The sequence below is a fragment of the Hymenobacter sp. BT491 genome, assembly GCF_014349165.1.
In the GTDB taxonomy this organism is placed as follows: domain Bacteria; phylum Bacteroidota; class Bacteroidia; order Cytophagales; family Hymenobacteraceae; genus Hymenobacter; species Hymenobacter jejuensis.
Map to the genome: position 1 here is coordinate 1,207,343 of NZ_JACSJJ010000002.1, position 13,929 is coordinate 1,221,271.

General features: G+C 54.9%; 12 protein-coding genes. 10 read left to right on the forward strand and 2 right to left on the reverse strand.

What is annotated here, in order from left to right:
* Nucleotides 1–55 precede the first annotated feature (55 nt).
* Nucleotides 56–1,726, forward strand: coding sequence for an ArnT family glycosyltransferase (locus H9I52_RS10870; RefSeq protein WP_187453859.1), 1,671 nt, complete (start codon nucleotides 56–58; stop codon nucleotides 1,724–1,726).
* Nucleotides 1,727–1,795: 69 nt separating this feature from the next.
* Here H9I52_RS10870 and H9I52_RS10875 read toward each other — a convergent pair whose 3' ends face one another.
* The gene (locus tag H9I52_RS10875) at nucleotides 1,796–3,364 is read right to left on the reverse strand and encodes a PglZ domain-containing protein (RefSeq protein ID WP_139517436.1); all 1,569 of its coding nucleotides are present in this window, start codon (nucleotides 3,362–3,364) and stop codon (nucleotides 1,796–1,798) included.
* Between the two features lie 311 nt (nucleotides 3,365–3,675).
* Here H9I52_RS10875 and H9I52_RS10880 point away from each other — a divergent pair, with 311 nt between their 5' ends.
* The 6 genes from H9I52_RS10880 (at nucleotide 3,676) to H9I52_RS10905 (ending at nucleotide 9,871) form a co-directional block, all read left to right on the forward strand.
* A complete protein-coding gene (locus tag H9I52_RS10880; RefSeq protein ID WP_187453860.1) occupies nucleotides 3,676–4,908 on the forward strand; it encodes an HD domain-containing protein in 1,233 nt (410 codons plus the stop codon).
* A gap of 204 nt (nucleotides 4,909–5,112) precedes the next feature.
* Nucleotides 5,113–6,153 (forward strand): UDP-3-O-(3-hydroxymyristoyl)glucosamine N-acyltransferase, encoded by a 1,041-nt coding sequence (lpxD, locus tag H9I52_RS10885; protein ID WP_139517438.1) that lies wholly within the window; start codon nucleotides 5,113–5,115, stop codon nucleotides 6,151–6,153.
* Between the two features lie 112 nt (nucleotides 6,154–6,265).
* On the forward strand, nucleotides 6,266–7,660 hold the full coding sequence (locus tag H9I52_RS10890) for a bifunctional UDP-3-O-[3-hydroxymyristoyl] N-acetylglucosamine deacetylase/3-hydroxyacyl-ACP dehydratase (protein ID WP_139517439.1): 1,395 nt from the start codon (nucleotides 6,266–6,268) through the stop codon (nucleotides 7,658–7,660).
* A gap of 118 nt (nucleotides 7,661–7,778) precedes the next feature.
* Complete coding sequence (gene lpxA, locus H9I52_RS10895) at nucleotides 7,779–8,576, forward strand: acyl-ACP--UDP-N-acetylglucosamine O-acyltransferase (protein WP_139517440.1); 798 nt, start codon at nucleotides 7,779–7,781, stop codon at nucleotides 8,574–8,576.
* Entirely contained in the window at nucleotides 8,566–9,198 is a 633-nt protein-coding gene (locus H9I52_RS10900; RefSeq protein WP_187453861.1) for an ATP-binding cassette domain-containing protein, read from the forward strand. Before lpxA ends, H9I52_RS10900 begins: the two co-directional genes overlap by 11 nt.
* A 310-nt stretch (nucleotides 9,199–9,508) precedes the next feature.
* Nucleotides 9,509–9,871, forward strand: coding sequence for a hypothetical protein (locus H9I52_RS10905; RefSeq protein WP_187453862.1), 363 nt, complete (start codon nucleotides 9,509–9,511; stop codon nucleotides 9,869–9,871).
* 72 nt (nucleotides 9,872–9,943) lie between these two features.
* Here H9I52_RS10905 and H9I52_RS10910 read toward each other — a convergent pair whose 3' ends face one another.
* Nucleotides 9,944–10,696: a DUF4197 domain-containing protein gene (locus H9I52_RS10910; RefSeq protein WP_139517443.1), complete on the reverse strand. Its 753-nt coding sequence runs from the start codon at nucleotides 10,694–10,696 to the stop codon at nucleotides 9,944–9,946.
* 101 nt (nucleotides 10,697–10,797) lie between these two features.
* On the opposite strand from H9I52_RS10910, the gene H9I52_RS10915 reads away from it, so the two are divergent.
* From H9I52_RS10915 to H9I52_RS10925, 3 genes are all read left to right on the forward strand, one after another.
* A complete protein-coding gene (locus H9I52_RS10915) occupies nucleotides 10,798–12,054 on the forward strand; it encodes a competence/damage-inducible protein A (protein WP_187453863.1) in 1,257 nt (418 codons plus the stop codon).
* Between the two features lie 177 nt (nucleotides 12,055–12,231).
* Nucleotides 12,232–13,647 (forward strand): dihydrolipoamide acetyltransferase family protein, encoded by a 1,416-nt coding sequence (locus tag H9I52_RS10920; RefSeq protein ID WP_187453864.1) that lies wholly within the window; start codon nucleotides 12,232–12,234, stop codon nucleotides 13,645–13,647.
* Between the two features lie 78 nt (nucleotides 13,648–13,725).
* On the forward strand, nucleotides 13,726–13,929 hold the full coding sequence (locus tag H9I52_RS10925) for a hypothetical protein (RefSeq protein ID WP_139517446.1): 204 nt from the start codon (nucleotides 13,726–13,728) through the stop codon (nucleotides 13,927–13,929).

The following is a 13,929-nucleotide window of genomic DNA, read 5'->3' on the forward strand; positions in this document are numbered from 1 at the left end:
CAAATTATAGTTGGGTAGCACAGTGGCCGTGACTTCGGCATGAAGGACAATACCTATGCCCCTAAATTTCAAATCCATTAACCTGCCAGCGCCACCCAGGCGGACACGTACCGCTACGGGCGGCGGGCTTGTGGAAGCTGATTATCAGAACATTACGCTTTATATTCTGATCCTCATCGGTATTGGACTGCGGCTGTTTCAGTTCCTCTACAATCGCTCCTTCTTTATTGACGAGCTTTTCCTGAACGTCAACATCGTCAAGCTGGATTTCTGGGGCTTGGCCACCCGCACGTTTGAATACCAGCAAAAAGCCCCGTTGGGCTACCTGTGGGCGGTAAAGCTGCTGACTACAGTGCTGGGCAATTCGGAACAGGTGCTGCGGCTGTTTTCGCTGCTCTGCGGCATCAGTTCCCTGTTTCTCTTCGTGCCCGTGGCGCGGCATTTTCTCCGGTCCTGGGGCGTGGTTATTGCGGTCGGCGTGCTCTCGATTTCCTACACGTTCATCTACCATTCGGTGGAGGCCAAGCAATACTGCACCGAGCTGACGGCCGCCATCCTTGCGCTGTTTCTTTACACGAAATACCACGACCGTACCGACCTAAAATCGCTGTTGATCTGGGGCGTTGCCGGGGCAATTTTGCTGTGGTTTTCCTTCTCGCTGATATTCATTGCGGCGGGCATTGCCGGGGCCGTTTGCCTCGACACGTTGCTGCGGAAAGAGTGGCGCAGGTTCTTTATGTTGCTGATCCCGTTCACGTTGTGGCTGTTGAGCTTTGGCGTGTTGTATTTTTTGTTCGTCCGGAAATTCCACGAATCGGCTTGGCTGATTGACTTTTTCAAGCGAGTAGACGATGCCTTCATGCCCTTGCCGCCGGCTTCGGTTTCCGACCTTACCTGGCTTGTCCGCAAACCCTACTCCCTCCTCGACCGCCCGCTGGGGCTGATGCTCTATTTTGAGCCCAACGCCGACCATTCCTTTTTGTACTACTTCCTGCGGATGGGCTGGTTGTATGCGCCCACCATCGTACTCGGCGCAGTACTGATGTTGCGAAAGAACCGGCTGAATTTCAGCGTTTTATTGCTTCCCGTGCTACTCACGATGGCGGCGTCCGGCCTGAAGGTTTATCCGTTCCATCAGCGCTTTCTGCTATTCCTGGGACCTGTTTTCCTGCTGATGCTGGCGTATGGCTTTGAGCGCTTCTGCGCGCTGTTTCCGCGGCGCTACTCCCTTGTGGCGCTGGGGCTGTTGTTGGTATTGACCCCTGCACTCGTAAACTCAGCCGAGCAAGTCAATGATCCTCATCAGGTTATCAAGGACTACAACCGGGAAGTAGTGCTGTTTGTCAACCAGAACTACAAGCCCGGCGACGCGGTGTATGTTTACTGGAACATGCGCCAGGCGTACGAGTTTTACAAAGCGGCTAACTATTTAAAATTCAATGCTATAGAGGCCAGTTACGTAAAAAACAAGTCCCGCAATCCGACCGATTACATCAACCACTTAAAACCCGACTTCAAAGGCTTTAAAGGCAAAAAGCGGCTCTGGTTTATTTACGACACCAACAACCGCGATCCCATCGGCGACTTCATCGATCAGCCCGCATGGTACCACGATCAGAAGTTTGTACCGGGCAAATCACTTGAACAGGAATTCTCCAAGATGGGCAAGCAAAAGACTCATTACCAACTAAATACCTTCAACGCTACCTTGTTCGAACTGAAGTAGGAAATTATAACGCAAAAGCGGCGGTCCCAACTGGGGCCGCCGCTTTTGCGTTGTGAACACAGACTTACCTTACCCCTTCGGAGTGAGCGTGATGTAGGGAATGATAACTTCCTCCAGCGAAATGCCGCCGTGCTGGAACGTGTCCTTGTAGTAGTTCACGTAGTAGTTGTAGTTGTTTGGGTAGGCGAAGAAGTAGTCACCGAGCGTAAACACGTACGCGGTCGATACATTTTCGCGGGGCAGGAAAATGCGCTCCGGCTTGCGCACCACGTACACATCGCGGGAGTCGTCGAAGCCGAGGTTTTTGCCGTGCTTATAGCGCAGGTTGGTGTTGGTGTTCCGGTCGCCGACGATTTTGTACGGGCGCTTTACGCGAATCGTGCCGTGGTCGGTGGTGATGATGAGCTTGCCTTTTTTCTCGGCAATCTGCTGGAGCATTTCATACAGCGGCGAGTGCAGAAACCACGAGCGCGTCAGCGAGCGGTACGCCGATTCGTCGCCGGCCAGCTCCCGAATCATGGCCATGTCGGTACGGGCGTGCGAGAGCATATCCACGAAGTTGTAGACGATGACGTTGCACTTGTAGTTGTTGTGCAGGTTCGACATCTTACCCAGTAAGTCTTTGCCAGCCTGGAGGTTAGTTACCTTGTTGTAGCTGTATTTGGCTTTCTGGCTGGCCTTCTGGAACATGATTTCCATGAATTCCTGCTCGTGCAGGTTCTTGCCTTCGTCGTCGTCGTCGTTGACCCACAGGTTGGGGTACTTCTTCTGGATTTCGCCGGGCATCATGCCCGAGAAGATCGCGTTGCGGGCATAAGCAGTAGTAGTCGGCAGGATGCTGTAATACATTTCCTCCGAATCCACGGTGAACAGCTCGGCAATGATGGGCTCCAGAATCTTCCACTGGTCGTAGCGCAGGTTGTCGATCAGCACAAAGTAAACGGGCGTGTCGCCGGTGTCTTTCAGCAGCGGAAACACGCGCTCCTTGAACAACTGATGCGACATGAGCGGGGCGTCTTTGTCGTCGCCGTTTACCCAGTCTTCGTAATTGTCGGTGATGAAGCGGCCGAAGTACGTATTAGCCTCGTCCTTCTGCATGTTGAAGACGTCGGCCATGCTTTTGCCTTCCGTCTCGTCAATCTCTAACTCCCAGTATACCAACTTCTTATACACATCCGCCCACTCCGAGGGCGAAAGGCGGTCGCCGAGCTGCATGCCCAGCTGACGGAAGTCGCGCTGGTAGCTGCTGTTGGTCTTTTCGGAAATCAGGCGCTTGTTGTCGAGCACCCGTTTCACCGACAGCAGTATCTGATTCGGGTTGACGGGCTTGATGAGGTAATCGGCTATTTTAGAGCCAATTGCGTCTTCCATGATGTGTTCTTCCTCGCTCTTGGTGATCATGATCACCGGCACTGTAGGGCGAGAAGCTTTGATTTCGGTCAGGGTTTCGAGGCCGGTAAGGCCGGGCATGTTTTCGTCCAGAAATACGATGTCGTAGTTCTGCTCCTGTACCTGCTCGATGGCATCGGCGCCCGAATTGACGCCGGTTACGTCGTAGCCTTTTTCTTTTAGGAAGAGAATATGGGGCTTCAGCAGATCGATTTCGTCGTCGGCCCAGAGGATGTTGTAGCGTTGCATGTATGGATAGGGTTGGAATTACAAGGATAAAGCCCGGCCAGCGCCAAGCAGGTGAGGCCCTGCGTCGGCGCAGCAGCTTACTCAATAGACTCCAAAGAGCCGGGTGGGTTTAGCACCGTTGCAAATGAAGTTTCGTAAGTAGCTTTACCCCCAATCCCTGAATTTAAGTTTTACAATTTTTGGCCGTCGAGCTGTATTCGGCATAAGACGCGTACGCTTTCGCTTCCGCACTTGTTCGATCTGCGTATAGACCACCTATTGATTGCCAAACGGCGGCCCCGGCACCAAACTACCAAAGCGTACGCTCTATTTTGAATAAGAAGAAAATCTTTAACGACCCGGTGTACGGCTTTGTCACCGTGCCCACCGAACTTCTTTTCGACCTGATTGAACACCCGTATTTCCAGCGGCTGCGGCGCATTCAGCAGCTTGGGCTTACGGGGTTTGTGTACCCCGGCGCGCTGCACACGCGCTTTCACCATGCCTTGGGAGCCATGCACCTGATGAGCATGGCCTTGCGCACGCTGAAAGACAAACATATCAAAATTTCGGCCGCCGAGGGCGAAGCGGCCCTGGCGGCCATTCTGCTGCACGACATTGGTCACGGCCCGCTCTCGCACGCGCTCGAGACGTCCATCTTTCACGAAGTGCCCCACGAGCAACTCTCGTTGTATTTAATGCAACGGCTCAACAATGAGTTCAACGGCGCACTTACGCTGGCCATCGAAATCTTTCAGGGGAGCTACCACCGGCCGTTTTTTCACCAACTGGTGAGCAGCCAGCTCGACATGGACCGGCTCGATTATCTCAACCGCGATTCCTTTTATACCGGCGTGCAGGAAGGCCGGCCCGGTGCCGACCGCCTCATCAAAATGCTCACGGTAGCCGACGAGAAGCTGGTGCTGGAAGAAAAAGCCATTTACAGCATCGAAAACTTTTTGGTGAGCCGCCGCCTCATGTACTGGCAAGTGTATTTGCACAAGACGGTTACGAGCGCCGAGCAGATGATCATCCGGATCATGCAGCGCGCCCGCGACCTGGCGCGCACGGGGCACGCGCTGCCAGCCTCGCCCGACTTGCAGTATTTTCTGGCCAAGCCCGTCAGCCTGTTGAACTTTGAGCAAGATGACACCATTCTGCAACGCTTTGTGCAACTGGACGATACAGATGTGTGGAGCGCCGTAAAAATGTGGGCCAACCACCCCGACAAAGTACTGAGCTATATGTCGCGCAGCATGTTGGATCGTCATTTGTTTAAGATCGTCTTGCAGAGCGAGCCCTTCGACGAGGAGTTTCAACTAGGCGTAGTAGAACTGATCGCTGACCATTTTCAATTGCCGCCCGACGAAGCCAAGCTCCTGATGCTCACGGGCCGCATTAGCAACAATGCCTACGATGCCGATGGCAAAGACACTATCGACGTGCTCACTAAGCGCGGCCGGGTAGTCAACGTGGCTGAGGCATCCGATTTGCCCAACATCCGCGCGTTGAGCCAGCGCGTAGAGAAACACTACATCTGCTACCCAAAGGAAATTGCGCAGTAAATAGTGGCGCATTCTTCTGAGAAAGCCGCGAGTCACGACAATTCATAATTATTTGACAATCATATTATTACAAAAATGCTCTTTCCCTCAACTTATCTCTCCTACTTGCTGCGTTTTCGTGTTGCTTCTCGCCTTGGCCGAGCAGTTGGTAACTCGCACCGGGCAATCGGCAACTGATAAGCCTCAACTCATTACTTTTGCGCGATGGAATTTACCGTAGGCCAGATAGCAGAAGTGCTGCGCGGCGCCGTAGAAGGCGATGCGACGCAGCGCATTGACCGGCTGGCTAAAATCGAAGAAGCCCAAGCCGGCGCCCTCTCCTTTTTGGCCAACTCCAAATACGAACACTACCTCTATACCACGGGCGCGTCGGCCGTGATTGTGGCGCACTCGCTGGTGTTGCGCCAGCCTGTCGCGGCGGCCCTGATCCGAGTAGACGACCCGTATTCCAGCTTCACTACGCTGCTTGAGTTTTACCAGCAGGCCAGCCGCACCGGCCGGCGCGGCGTGGAAGAGCCTTCTTTTGTAGGGGCCAACAGCGAGATCGGCGAAAATCACTACCGCGGCGCCTTTTCGTACATCGGCGAAGGCTGCCGCATTGGCCGCGACGTACTGATTTTTCCGCAGGCCTACATTGGCGATCGCTGCCAAATCGGTGATGGCACTATTATTTATGCCGGCGCCAAAATTTACGCCGATACCGTGATTGGGGCGCGCTGCACTATTCATGCGGGCGCCGTGCTGGGTTCCGATGGCTTTGGCTTTGCGCCGCAAGCCGACGGCTCGTACCGCACCATCCCACAGATTGGCAACGTGGTACTGGAAGACAACGTGAGCGTCGGGGCCAATACCACCATCGACTGTGCCACCATGGGTTCGACCGTCATCCGGGAAGGCTCCAAAATTGACAACTTAGTACAACTGGCTCATAATGTGGAGATTGGCCGCCACACAGTCGTTGCCGCCCAGACCGGTGTTTCGGGCTCAACCAAAATCGGTGACTTCTGTGTGCTGGCCGGGCAGGCTGGCATTGCCGGGCACCTGACGCTGGCCAACCGCACCACCGTCACGGCCCAATCGGGCGTAGGCAAATCCATCAAAACGGAAGGTGTCTTTCTGCAAGGCTCGCCGGCATTCAGCCTGCGCGACAGCCTACGGGCGAACGCCATTTTCCGCCATTTGCCCGATTTGGAACGCCGCCTTGATGCTTTGGAACATCAAAATACCCAACCGGAAAACTCCTAGCTTTGCACTTCCCTTTAGAGATGCGAACTAAGGCGTGAGCAGTAAGACGATTTCTGCCTTTTGAAATTGTTCTTTGCTCCCTTCCTAGTTCTCGTTTCGCGCTTCCCTACTGATGAACGACAAGCAACATACGATTAAGGCGCCGGTGACCGTGAGCGGCATTGGCCTGCACACGGGCGTTGAGGCCACCATGACCTTCTGCCCCGCGCCCATCAACCACGGCTACAAATTCCAGCGCATTGACCTGCCCGGCAAGCCCATCGTGGATGCCGACGTTGACAACGTAGTGGATCTGTCGCGCGGCACGACCATCGAGCAAAACGGCGCCCGCGTCAATACGGTGGAGCACACCTTGGCGGCGCTGGTAGGCTTGCAAATCGACAACGTCCTGATCCAACTCGATGGGCCTGAGCCGCCCATCATGGATGGTTCGTCGTATGAGTTCATCCGGCCGCTTCAGGAAGTAGGTTTGGAAGAGCAGAACGCGCTGCGCAACTACTTTGAAATCCCCGACGAAATCCGCTTTGTGGATAATGGCCGGGCAGTGGAAATTGCGGCCCTCCCGCTCAACGATTACCGCGTAACGGTAATGGTCGATTATAATTCGCCGGTGCTGGGCTCGCAGCATGCCTCGCTCAACGACATCACGCATTTTGCCACGGAAATAGCTTCGTCACGCACGTTCTGTTTTCTGCATGAGCTAGAGGCGCTTTACAAGCAAAACCTCATCAAGGGCGGCGATTTGAGCAATGCCATCGTGGTCGTGGATCGCGTGGTGAGCGAAGAAGAGCTGAGCGACTTGGCCACCATGCTGGGCAAGCCCAAAGTAGCGGTCAAGAAGGAAGGCATCCTGAACAACGTCGATCTGCGGCACAAAAACGAGCCCGCCCGCCACAAACTGCTCGACTTGGTAGGCGACTTGGCGTTGGTAGGCCGTCCGCTGAAAGGCCAGATTCTGGCGGCTCGGCCGGGTCACGCCGCTAACGTAGCGTTTGCCAAGCGGATCAAGAAGAAGATGATGGAGGCTGATACCAGTCCCGTTCCGACTTACGATCCGTCGCGGACGCCGGTCATGGACATCAACCAGATTTCTGCCACGCTACCGCACCGCTACCCGTTCCTGCTGATCGACAAGATCATTCATCTGGATACCGTGACGGTTACCAGCGTCAAGAACGTGACCATGAACGAGCAGTTCTTCCAGGGTCACTTTCCTGGCAACCCCGTTATGCCCGGCGTGATTCAGATTGAAGCCATGGCCCAAACCGGCGGCATCCTGGTGCTGAATACTGTGCCGGACCCGGAAAACTACTGGACCTATTTCTTAGGCATCGAAAACTGCCGTTTCCGCAAAAAGGTGATCCCCGGCGACACCATCATTTTCCGCTGTTCGCTGCTGGCTCCCGTCAAGCGCGGCATCGCCAAAATGAAGGGCCAAGCCTTCGTGAACGGCAAAGTGGTGATGGAAGCCGAAATGAGCGCCGCCATTGTCCGCAAAGACGCTTAAGCTTCTCACTTAACAAGTAATGAGCGGTACCTGAACAATGGACAGCCTTTTCAAGCGTTGATACCCGGCCGTCAGATGCTCTTGTTACTCGTTGACTGATAATTGATAATTGAACAAAATGAACCAGCCGCTCGCCTATATACACCCCGAGGCTAAGATCGCGCAAAACGTTGTGGTAGAGCCCTTTACCACTATCGATAAAGACGTCGAGATCGGGGAAGGCACCTGGATTGGCCCCAACGTGACGATCATGTCGGGGGCGCGTATTGGCAAAAACTGCAAGATATTTCCTGGTGCCGTCATTGCGGCAGTACCGCAGGATTTGAAATTCGCCGGCGAAAAAACGACCGCCCACATCGGTGACAACACCGTGATTCGGGAGTGCGTGACGGTAAACCGCGGCACTATTGATAAGCTCCGGACTGTAGTAGGTGCTAACTGCCTGCTGATGGCCTACGTGCACGTGGCCCACGACTGCCTTATCGGCGATTACTGCGTGTTGGCTAACTGCGTGCAGCTAGCTGGCCACGTGGAGATTGGCGATTATGCCATTATCGGCGGGACTTCGGCCATACACCAATTCGTGCGGGTTGGCCAGCACGCCATGATTTCGGGCGGCTCGCTGGTGCGCAAGGATGTGCCCCCTTTCGTAAAAGCCGGCCGTGAACCGCTGACTTACAGCGGTATCAATTCCATCGGGTTGCGCCGCCGGGGCTTCTCCGATCAGAAGATCAGCGAGATTCAGCAACTGTATCGCCTGCTGTTTTTGAGCGGGCTAAACAACAACGACGCCCTCGACAAAATTGAACTGGAGTTATTGCCCAGCCCCGAACGCGACGAAGTAGTAAACTTTGTGCGCAACTCGGGTCGCGGCGTGATTAAAGGCTATTCGCGCAACGGAAACGGTGCAGATTGAGGCCGTTGGGTTGGGCAAACGCTTCCACCGCGAGTGGATCTTCCGGGGCCTGACGCACATTTTCCGGCCGGGCTCGGCAACTGCAATTCTTGGCCCCAACGGTTCGGGCAAGAGCACATTGCTCAACACACTTTCAGGCCAATTACTTAGCACCGAGGGCTCGCTTTCGTACGCTTACCAAGGCAGAGCTATAGCCGTAGAAGAAATACCGCAATTGCTGGCGTATTGCGCACCATATTTGGAAGTCATTGAGGAACTGACACTTACAGAACTTCTGCATTTTCATACCCGCTTTAAGCCGCTTCGAACTGGATTCACAGCTAAGCGTCTGATCGAGTTGATGTACCTGGAAAAGTCGCGCCATAAGCTGATCCGCGATTTCTCGTCGGGTATGAAGCAGCGCCTCAAGCTGGCCCTGGCCCTGTACAGCGACGCCCCGCTCCTGCTGCTGGATGAACCCACGACCAACCTCGACCGCACCGGCGTAGACTGGTACCACGAACACGTGCAGGCCACCACAGCGGACCGTCTGGTGCTGGTAAGCTCGAACGTTCCGGAGGAATACGATTTCTGCACCGAGCAACTCGACGTGACAGATTTCGGCGCAAAAATGGCCCGGTAAACCAGGGCAGGTGTATTTCTTTTGCGCGTTAGTTCTTATTTTTGGTAACGTCTCGCTCCTTCACCATCTCAAACAGCTTCTTTCGAGGTTGAACTGACCAAATTGTGGTTGTTTCGCCTGCACGAATTATTACCTCTGTCCGATCATCGGCAGGCGTAATTTCAGTGTTTCTACCAACTGAACTGCAACCTGCCGGCCGCTTTGAAACGTACACTGCGGCCAAGGCAGATACTAACCGAGCCGTATCTTCGCGACGGTCCCCTTCTACGACATTCTTCAACCATTCACTTTTATCTGCCCTCACCCGGCCATGAAACAATACGACGACCTCGACGACGATTTCCTCGACGATGAAGACGAGCTGGATACCTTCGCTCAGAAAGGAGGCCGCAAAAGCAGCGGTAGCCCCGAAGAACGCCTTAGTGCCAAGTACGCCGACTACCTGATGTGGCGCGACACGGGTTCTTCGCACGACGAAGCGCTTGACCTTGCCAGCATGACGGAGGAAGAATACACCACGGCCGAAGCCGCCGAAGATCCGGATGGCAGCAGCGGCTACTCCAGCTTCGGCGACGATGATCTGGATGACCTCGCTGACGACGATGACGACGATGCCTACAGCAGCCGCTCACGCGGCCGGAGCCGAGGCCGTGACGATGACGATGACTATTAACCGGCGTTAACGCCCAACAAAAAACCCCGGCTACATGTAGCCGGGGTTTTTTGTTGGCTATGGCTCTTTGTGTTAGCTCTTGGAGCCACCAAATACGCGGCGAAGCAACTCCGTGGTACGGGCGACGGGGTTCTCCCGGATATTCGCTTCTTCTTGGGCCACCAAGGTAAATAACCCATCGATGGCTTTGCCAGTGGCATAGCTATTCAGGTCGGTGTTGACGGGCTTGACCAACGGAATCTGGTTGTAGCGCATGGTCAGATCGGTGTAGTAGCGCGTGGCGTTTACTTTGTCAAGTGATTGCTGAATGATGGGCTTGAAAGCCGTGGTAAGCTGCTGGCTAGTGGTGCGTTTGAGGTAATTCGTAGCCGCATCTTTCTCACCCGTCAGAATTCCCCATACATCCTTGAAAGTCAGGGCTTTAATGGCCGAGATAAAAATCGGTTTTGCGCTCTTGGCCGCATCCTCGGCGCCGCGGTTCAGCGATAACTCAAACCGATCGACCTGCGAGCCTAACCCTATGGTTCGCAAAGTGTTAGCTACGCGCTGGGCATCGGGCGGAAACGGAATGCGGATGAGCTTGTTCAGGTAAAAGCCATCCTGCTGCGATGCCTGATCGGTGCCTTTGCTGATGCCTTGAGTAAGGGCTTCTTTCAGGCCGCGAGCGGCTTCGTCTTGGCTAACCGAACTGCCGGGGGTGGTAGTAGTGCTGGGAATTGGGAGCTTGATGTTCCCGATTTTGGGCAGCTTGAAAACCTGAGCCGATGCAGAAAGCTGAAGGCCCAAGACCAGGGCAAAAGGCAAGAAATAGTGAATCTTTTTCATAACTCGGGGCGGCAAATACGTAACGGCCATGCGGGCCGATGCCGCTACTTAGGCATAAACCGGACCAAAACAAACACGTTTTAGTTTCTATTCCACCCAACATGCAGCAGATACCTAACGCAGAAATAATTACCATCGGCGACGAATTGCTTTACGGACAGGTCGTGGATACCAACTCCGCTTTTATGGGCCAGGAGCTTGGCAAGATCGGTCTGCGCGTGCGCCAAATAACGAGCGTATCGGATCGGGCTGCTGAAATCGTGCTGGCCCTCGACGCAGCCCGCGAACGCGCTGACGTGGTACTGATTACGGGGGGCCTCGGCCCTACTAAAGACGACCTCACCAAGAATATTCTGACGGAGTACTTTCGGACTGAGCTGGTGCTCAACGAGCCGTCTTTGCGCGATGTGGAGGCTATTTTTGCCCGCTTCAACCGGCCAATGCTGGAAGTAAACCGCCAGCAGGCCTACTTGCCGGCCAGCTGCACGCCCATCCGCAATGCCATGGGTACGGCGCCGGGCATGTGGTTTGAAGACCGAGGAACGGTGTTTGTGTCGATGCCCGGCGTGCCGTTTGAGATGAAGCGCATGATGACCGACATTGTGCTGCCCAAGCTGAAGGAGCACTTCCAAACGCCCGCCATCGAGCACCTTGTTATCCAGACGGCCGGCTTAGGAGAATCGTTTTTGGCCGAGCAGATTGCGGACTGGGAAGATGCGCTCCCCCCCAATATGAAGCTGGCCTACCTGCCCTCGCTGGGCAACGTGCGCCTGCGCCTCACCGGTACCGATGACGGCCAACCCAACCTCCGCGGTCGCATGGAAGCCCTGCTGCCTGCGTTGCGCGAGCGCATCGGAGAGTACATTTTTGCTGAGGAAGACATCCCGCTGGAAGAAGCAATTGGCCGCTTGCTAACCGAGCGCGGACTCACCGTTGGGACGGCTGAGAGCTGCACGGGCGGTTTTGTAGCACATAAGCTGACGAGTGTAGCAGGTAGCTCACGCTATTTTTTGGGCAGCATTGTGGCCTATGATAACCAAATCAAAATCAAGCAATTATCAGTAAGTACTGAAACTCTCACTTCATATGGAGCAGTGAGCGAACAGACCGTTCGGGAAATGGCAGAAGGCGCCCGCAAGAACCTTGGCGTCGACGTAGCCATTGCTACCAGCGGTATTGCCGGGCCCGACGGCGGCACCCCAGACAAACCCGTTGGAACTATCTGCATTGCTTATGCCGACGCACACCAAACCGTAAGCCGGCGGTTCTCTTTCAACCGCGGCCGCCAGATCAATATCGAGTATACCACAACGGCCGTGCTTAACCTGCTGCGCTTGAGCCTGCCCCCGGTTCAGTAGCCAAACTCCAGTTTGGGAAGTCCTGATTCCTGTGGTGAGCGTGAGCGAAACCTTACGCTACACGGGCAAAAGCGCTACCTTTGATTCGGTTTTAGACAACCCCACCCCTTGTTATGAGTTGTCCAGAGCTAGCTGTCTGACCTTCAACACCCAACAAATCAACCCCCGAAAATCTGCATGGCACGAGTGGAAATGGTGATGCCCAAAATGGGCGAAAGCATTATGGAAGGCACCGTCCTGAAATGGCTCAAACAAGTAGGCGAACCCATTGAGCAGGACGAGTCCGTACTGGAAGTGGCTACCGATAAAGTAGATACCGAAGTACCTGCCTTGCATGCCGGCGTCTTGCAGGAAATTCTGGTACAGGAAGGCCAAGTAGTCGCCGTAGGGGCTCCTATTGCCGTCATCGAAACCGACGCTGCTGCGGCCGCTACAACGGCACCTGCTGCCACGCCCGCTACGCCACAGGCAACTCCCGCCCCCGCCCTCAACGGAGCGGAAGTACCCTACCTGCCCGAGCCCCACGACCCACAGAGCAATGTGCGGCTTGGCGTGGCTCAGCCGGGCCGCTTCTATTCGCCCCTGGTGCTGAGCATCGCTCGGGAAGAAGGCATTTCAATGGCGGACCTCGAACGCTTGCCCGGCACCGGCAAAGAAGGCCGCGTCACGAAGAAAGATATCCTCGATTTTGTGGCGGGCGGCAAGCAGAGTGAAGCAGCACCCCAGGTTGCTTCACAAACATCTGATAATCAATTCCTTACAGAAAAGACCCCATCTGCACCTGCTCAGCCTTCTCAGGTGCCGCAAGTACAAGTTGCCCCAGTAGCAGCGCCGGCCCAGGCAGTAGCGGCGGCGGCTTCCAAACCGGCGCCGTCGGTAAGCGGCAATGACGAGCTGATCGAAATGGACCGCATGCGCAAAATGATCGCGCAGCGCATGGTCGACAGCAAGCGCATTTCGCCGCACGTGACCTCGTTTGTAGAAGCCGACGTGACCGAAATCGTGAACTGGCGCAACAAACACAAGGATGTCTACAAAAAGCGCGAGGGCGAGAACCTGACCTTTACGCCCATTCTGATTCAGGCAATTGCGCGGGCCATTCAGGATTTCCCCAACATCAACGTGTCGGTCGAAGGCGATTACATCATCAAGAAGCGCGACATCAACATTGGTTTGGCCGTGGCGCTGCCTTCCGGCAACCTGATTGTGCCCGTCATTCACAAAGCCGACCAGCTTAACCTCAACGGGCTGAGCAAGAAGGTAAATGACCTCGCCAACCGCGCTCGTATCAACAAACTCACTCCCGGCGATCTGGAAGGTGGCACATACACCGTGTCGAACGTGGGCTCGTTTGGCAACGTGATGGGCACTCCTATCATCATGCAGCCACAGGTAGCCATCATGGCCCTCGGCGCGATCAAGAAGAAGCCCGCCGTGATCGAAACTCCACAAGGCGATCTGATCGGAATTCGGCACTTCATGTTCCTATCGCACTCCTACGATCACCGCGTGGTAGACGGCTCGTTAGGCGGAATGTTCGTGCGCCGGGTAGCCGATTACCTAGAGCAGTTTGACCCAAATACGGTCATTTAATCTTCTATTTTCAGCAAGCATTTTATATAAATAAGCCCGTCAACCAGATGGGCTTATTTATTTCATAATCAGATCATTATGAAGAACATCATTTCATTAATCGCGCTGGTCATTTCCTTGGGCCTGATCCTATATCTCTACCAGCGACTGTCGGCTACCGAAGAGGCGTTGAAGCTGGCCGAGAAGCGATTCGCCGATTGTGAGCAAGTGAGCTTTCAGTTGCAAAACCAGCTTACCGGCCGCACCCGCGGCGTCACTCCCGATAGCCTGCGCGACGAGTAA

Coding starts and splice junctions, on each gene's coding strand:
- H9I52_RS10925 (WP_139517446.1), top strand. CDS start 13,726: ATGAAGAACATCATTTCATTAATCGCGCTGGTCATTTCCTTGGGCCTG.
- H9I52_RS10920 (WP_187453864.1), top strand. CDS start 12,232: ATGGCACGAGTGGAAATGGTGATGCCCAAAATGGGCGAAAGCATTATG.
- lpxA (WP_139517440.1), top strand. CDS start 7,779: ATGAACCAGCCGCTCGCCTATATACACCCCGAGGCTAAGATCGCGCAA.
- H9I52_RS10915 (WP_187453863.1), top strand. CDS start 10,798: ATGCAGCAGATACCTAACGCAGAAATAATTACCATCGGCGACGAATTG.
- lpxD (WP_139517438.1), top strand. CDS start 5,113: ATGGAATTTACCGTAGGCCAGATAGCAGAAGTGCTGCGCGGCGCCGTA.
- H9I52_RS10905 (WP_187453862.1), top strand. CDS start 9,509: ATGAAACAATACGACGACCTCGACGACGATTTCCTCGACGATGAAGAC.
- H9I52_RS10870 (WP_187453859.1), top strand. CDS start 56: ATGCCCCTAAATTTCAAATCCATTAACCTGCCAGCGCCACCCAGGCGG.
- H9I52_RS10890 (WP_139517439.1), top strand. CDS start 6,266: ATGAACGACAAGCAACATACGATTAAGGCGCCGGTGACCGTGAGCGGC.
- H9I52_RS10910 (WP_139517443.1), bottom strand. CDS start 10,696: ATGAAAAAGATTCACTATTTCTTGCCTTTTGCCCTGGTCTTGGGCCTT.
- H9I52_RS10875 (WP_139517436.1), bottom strand. CDS start 3,364: ATGCAACGCTACAACATCCTCTGGGCCGACGACGAAATCGATCTGCTG.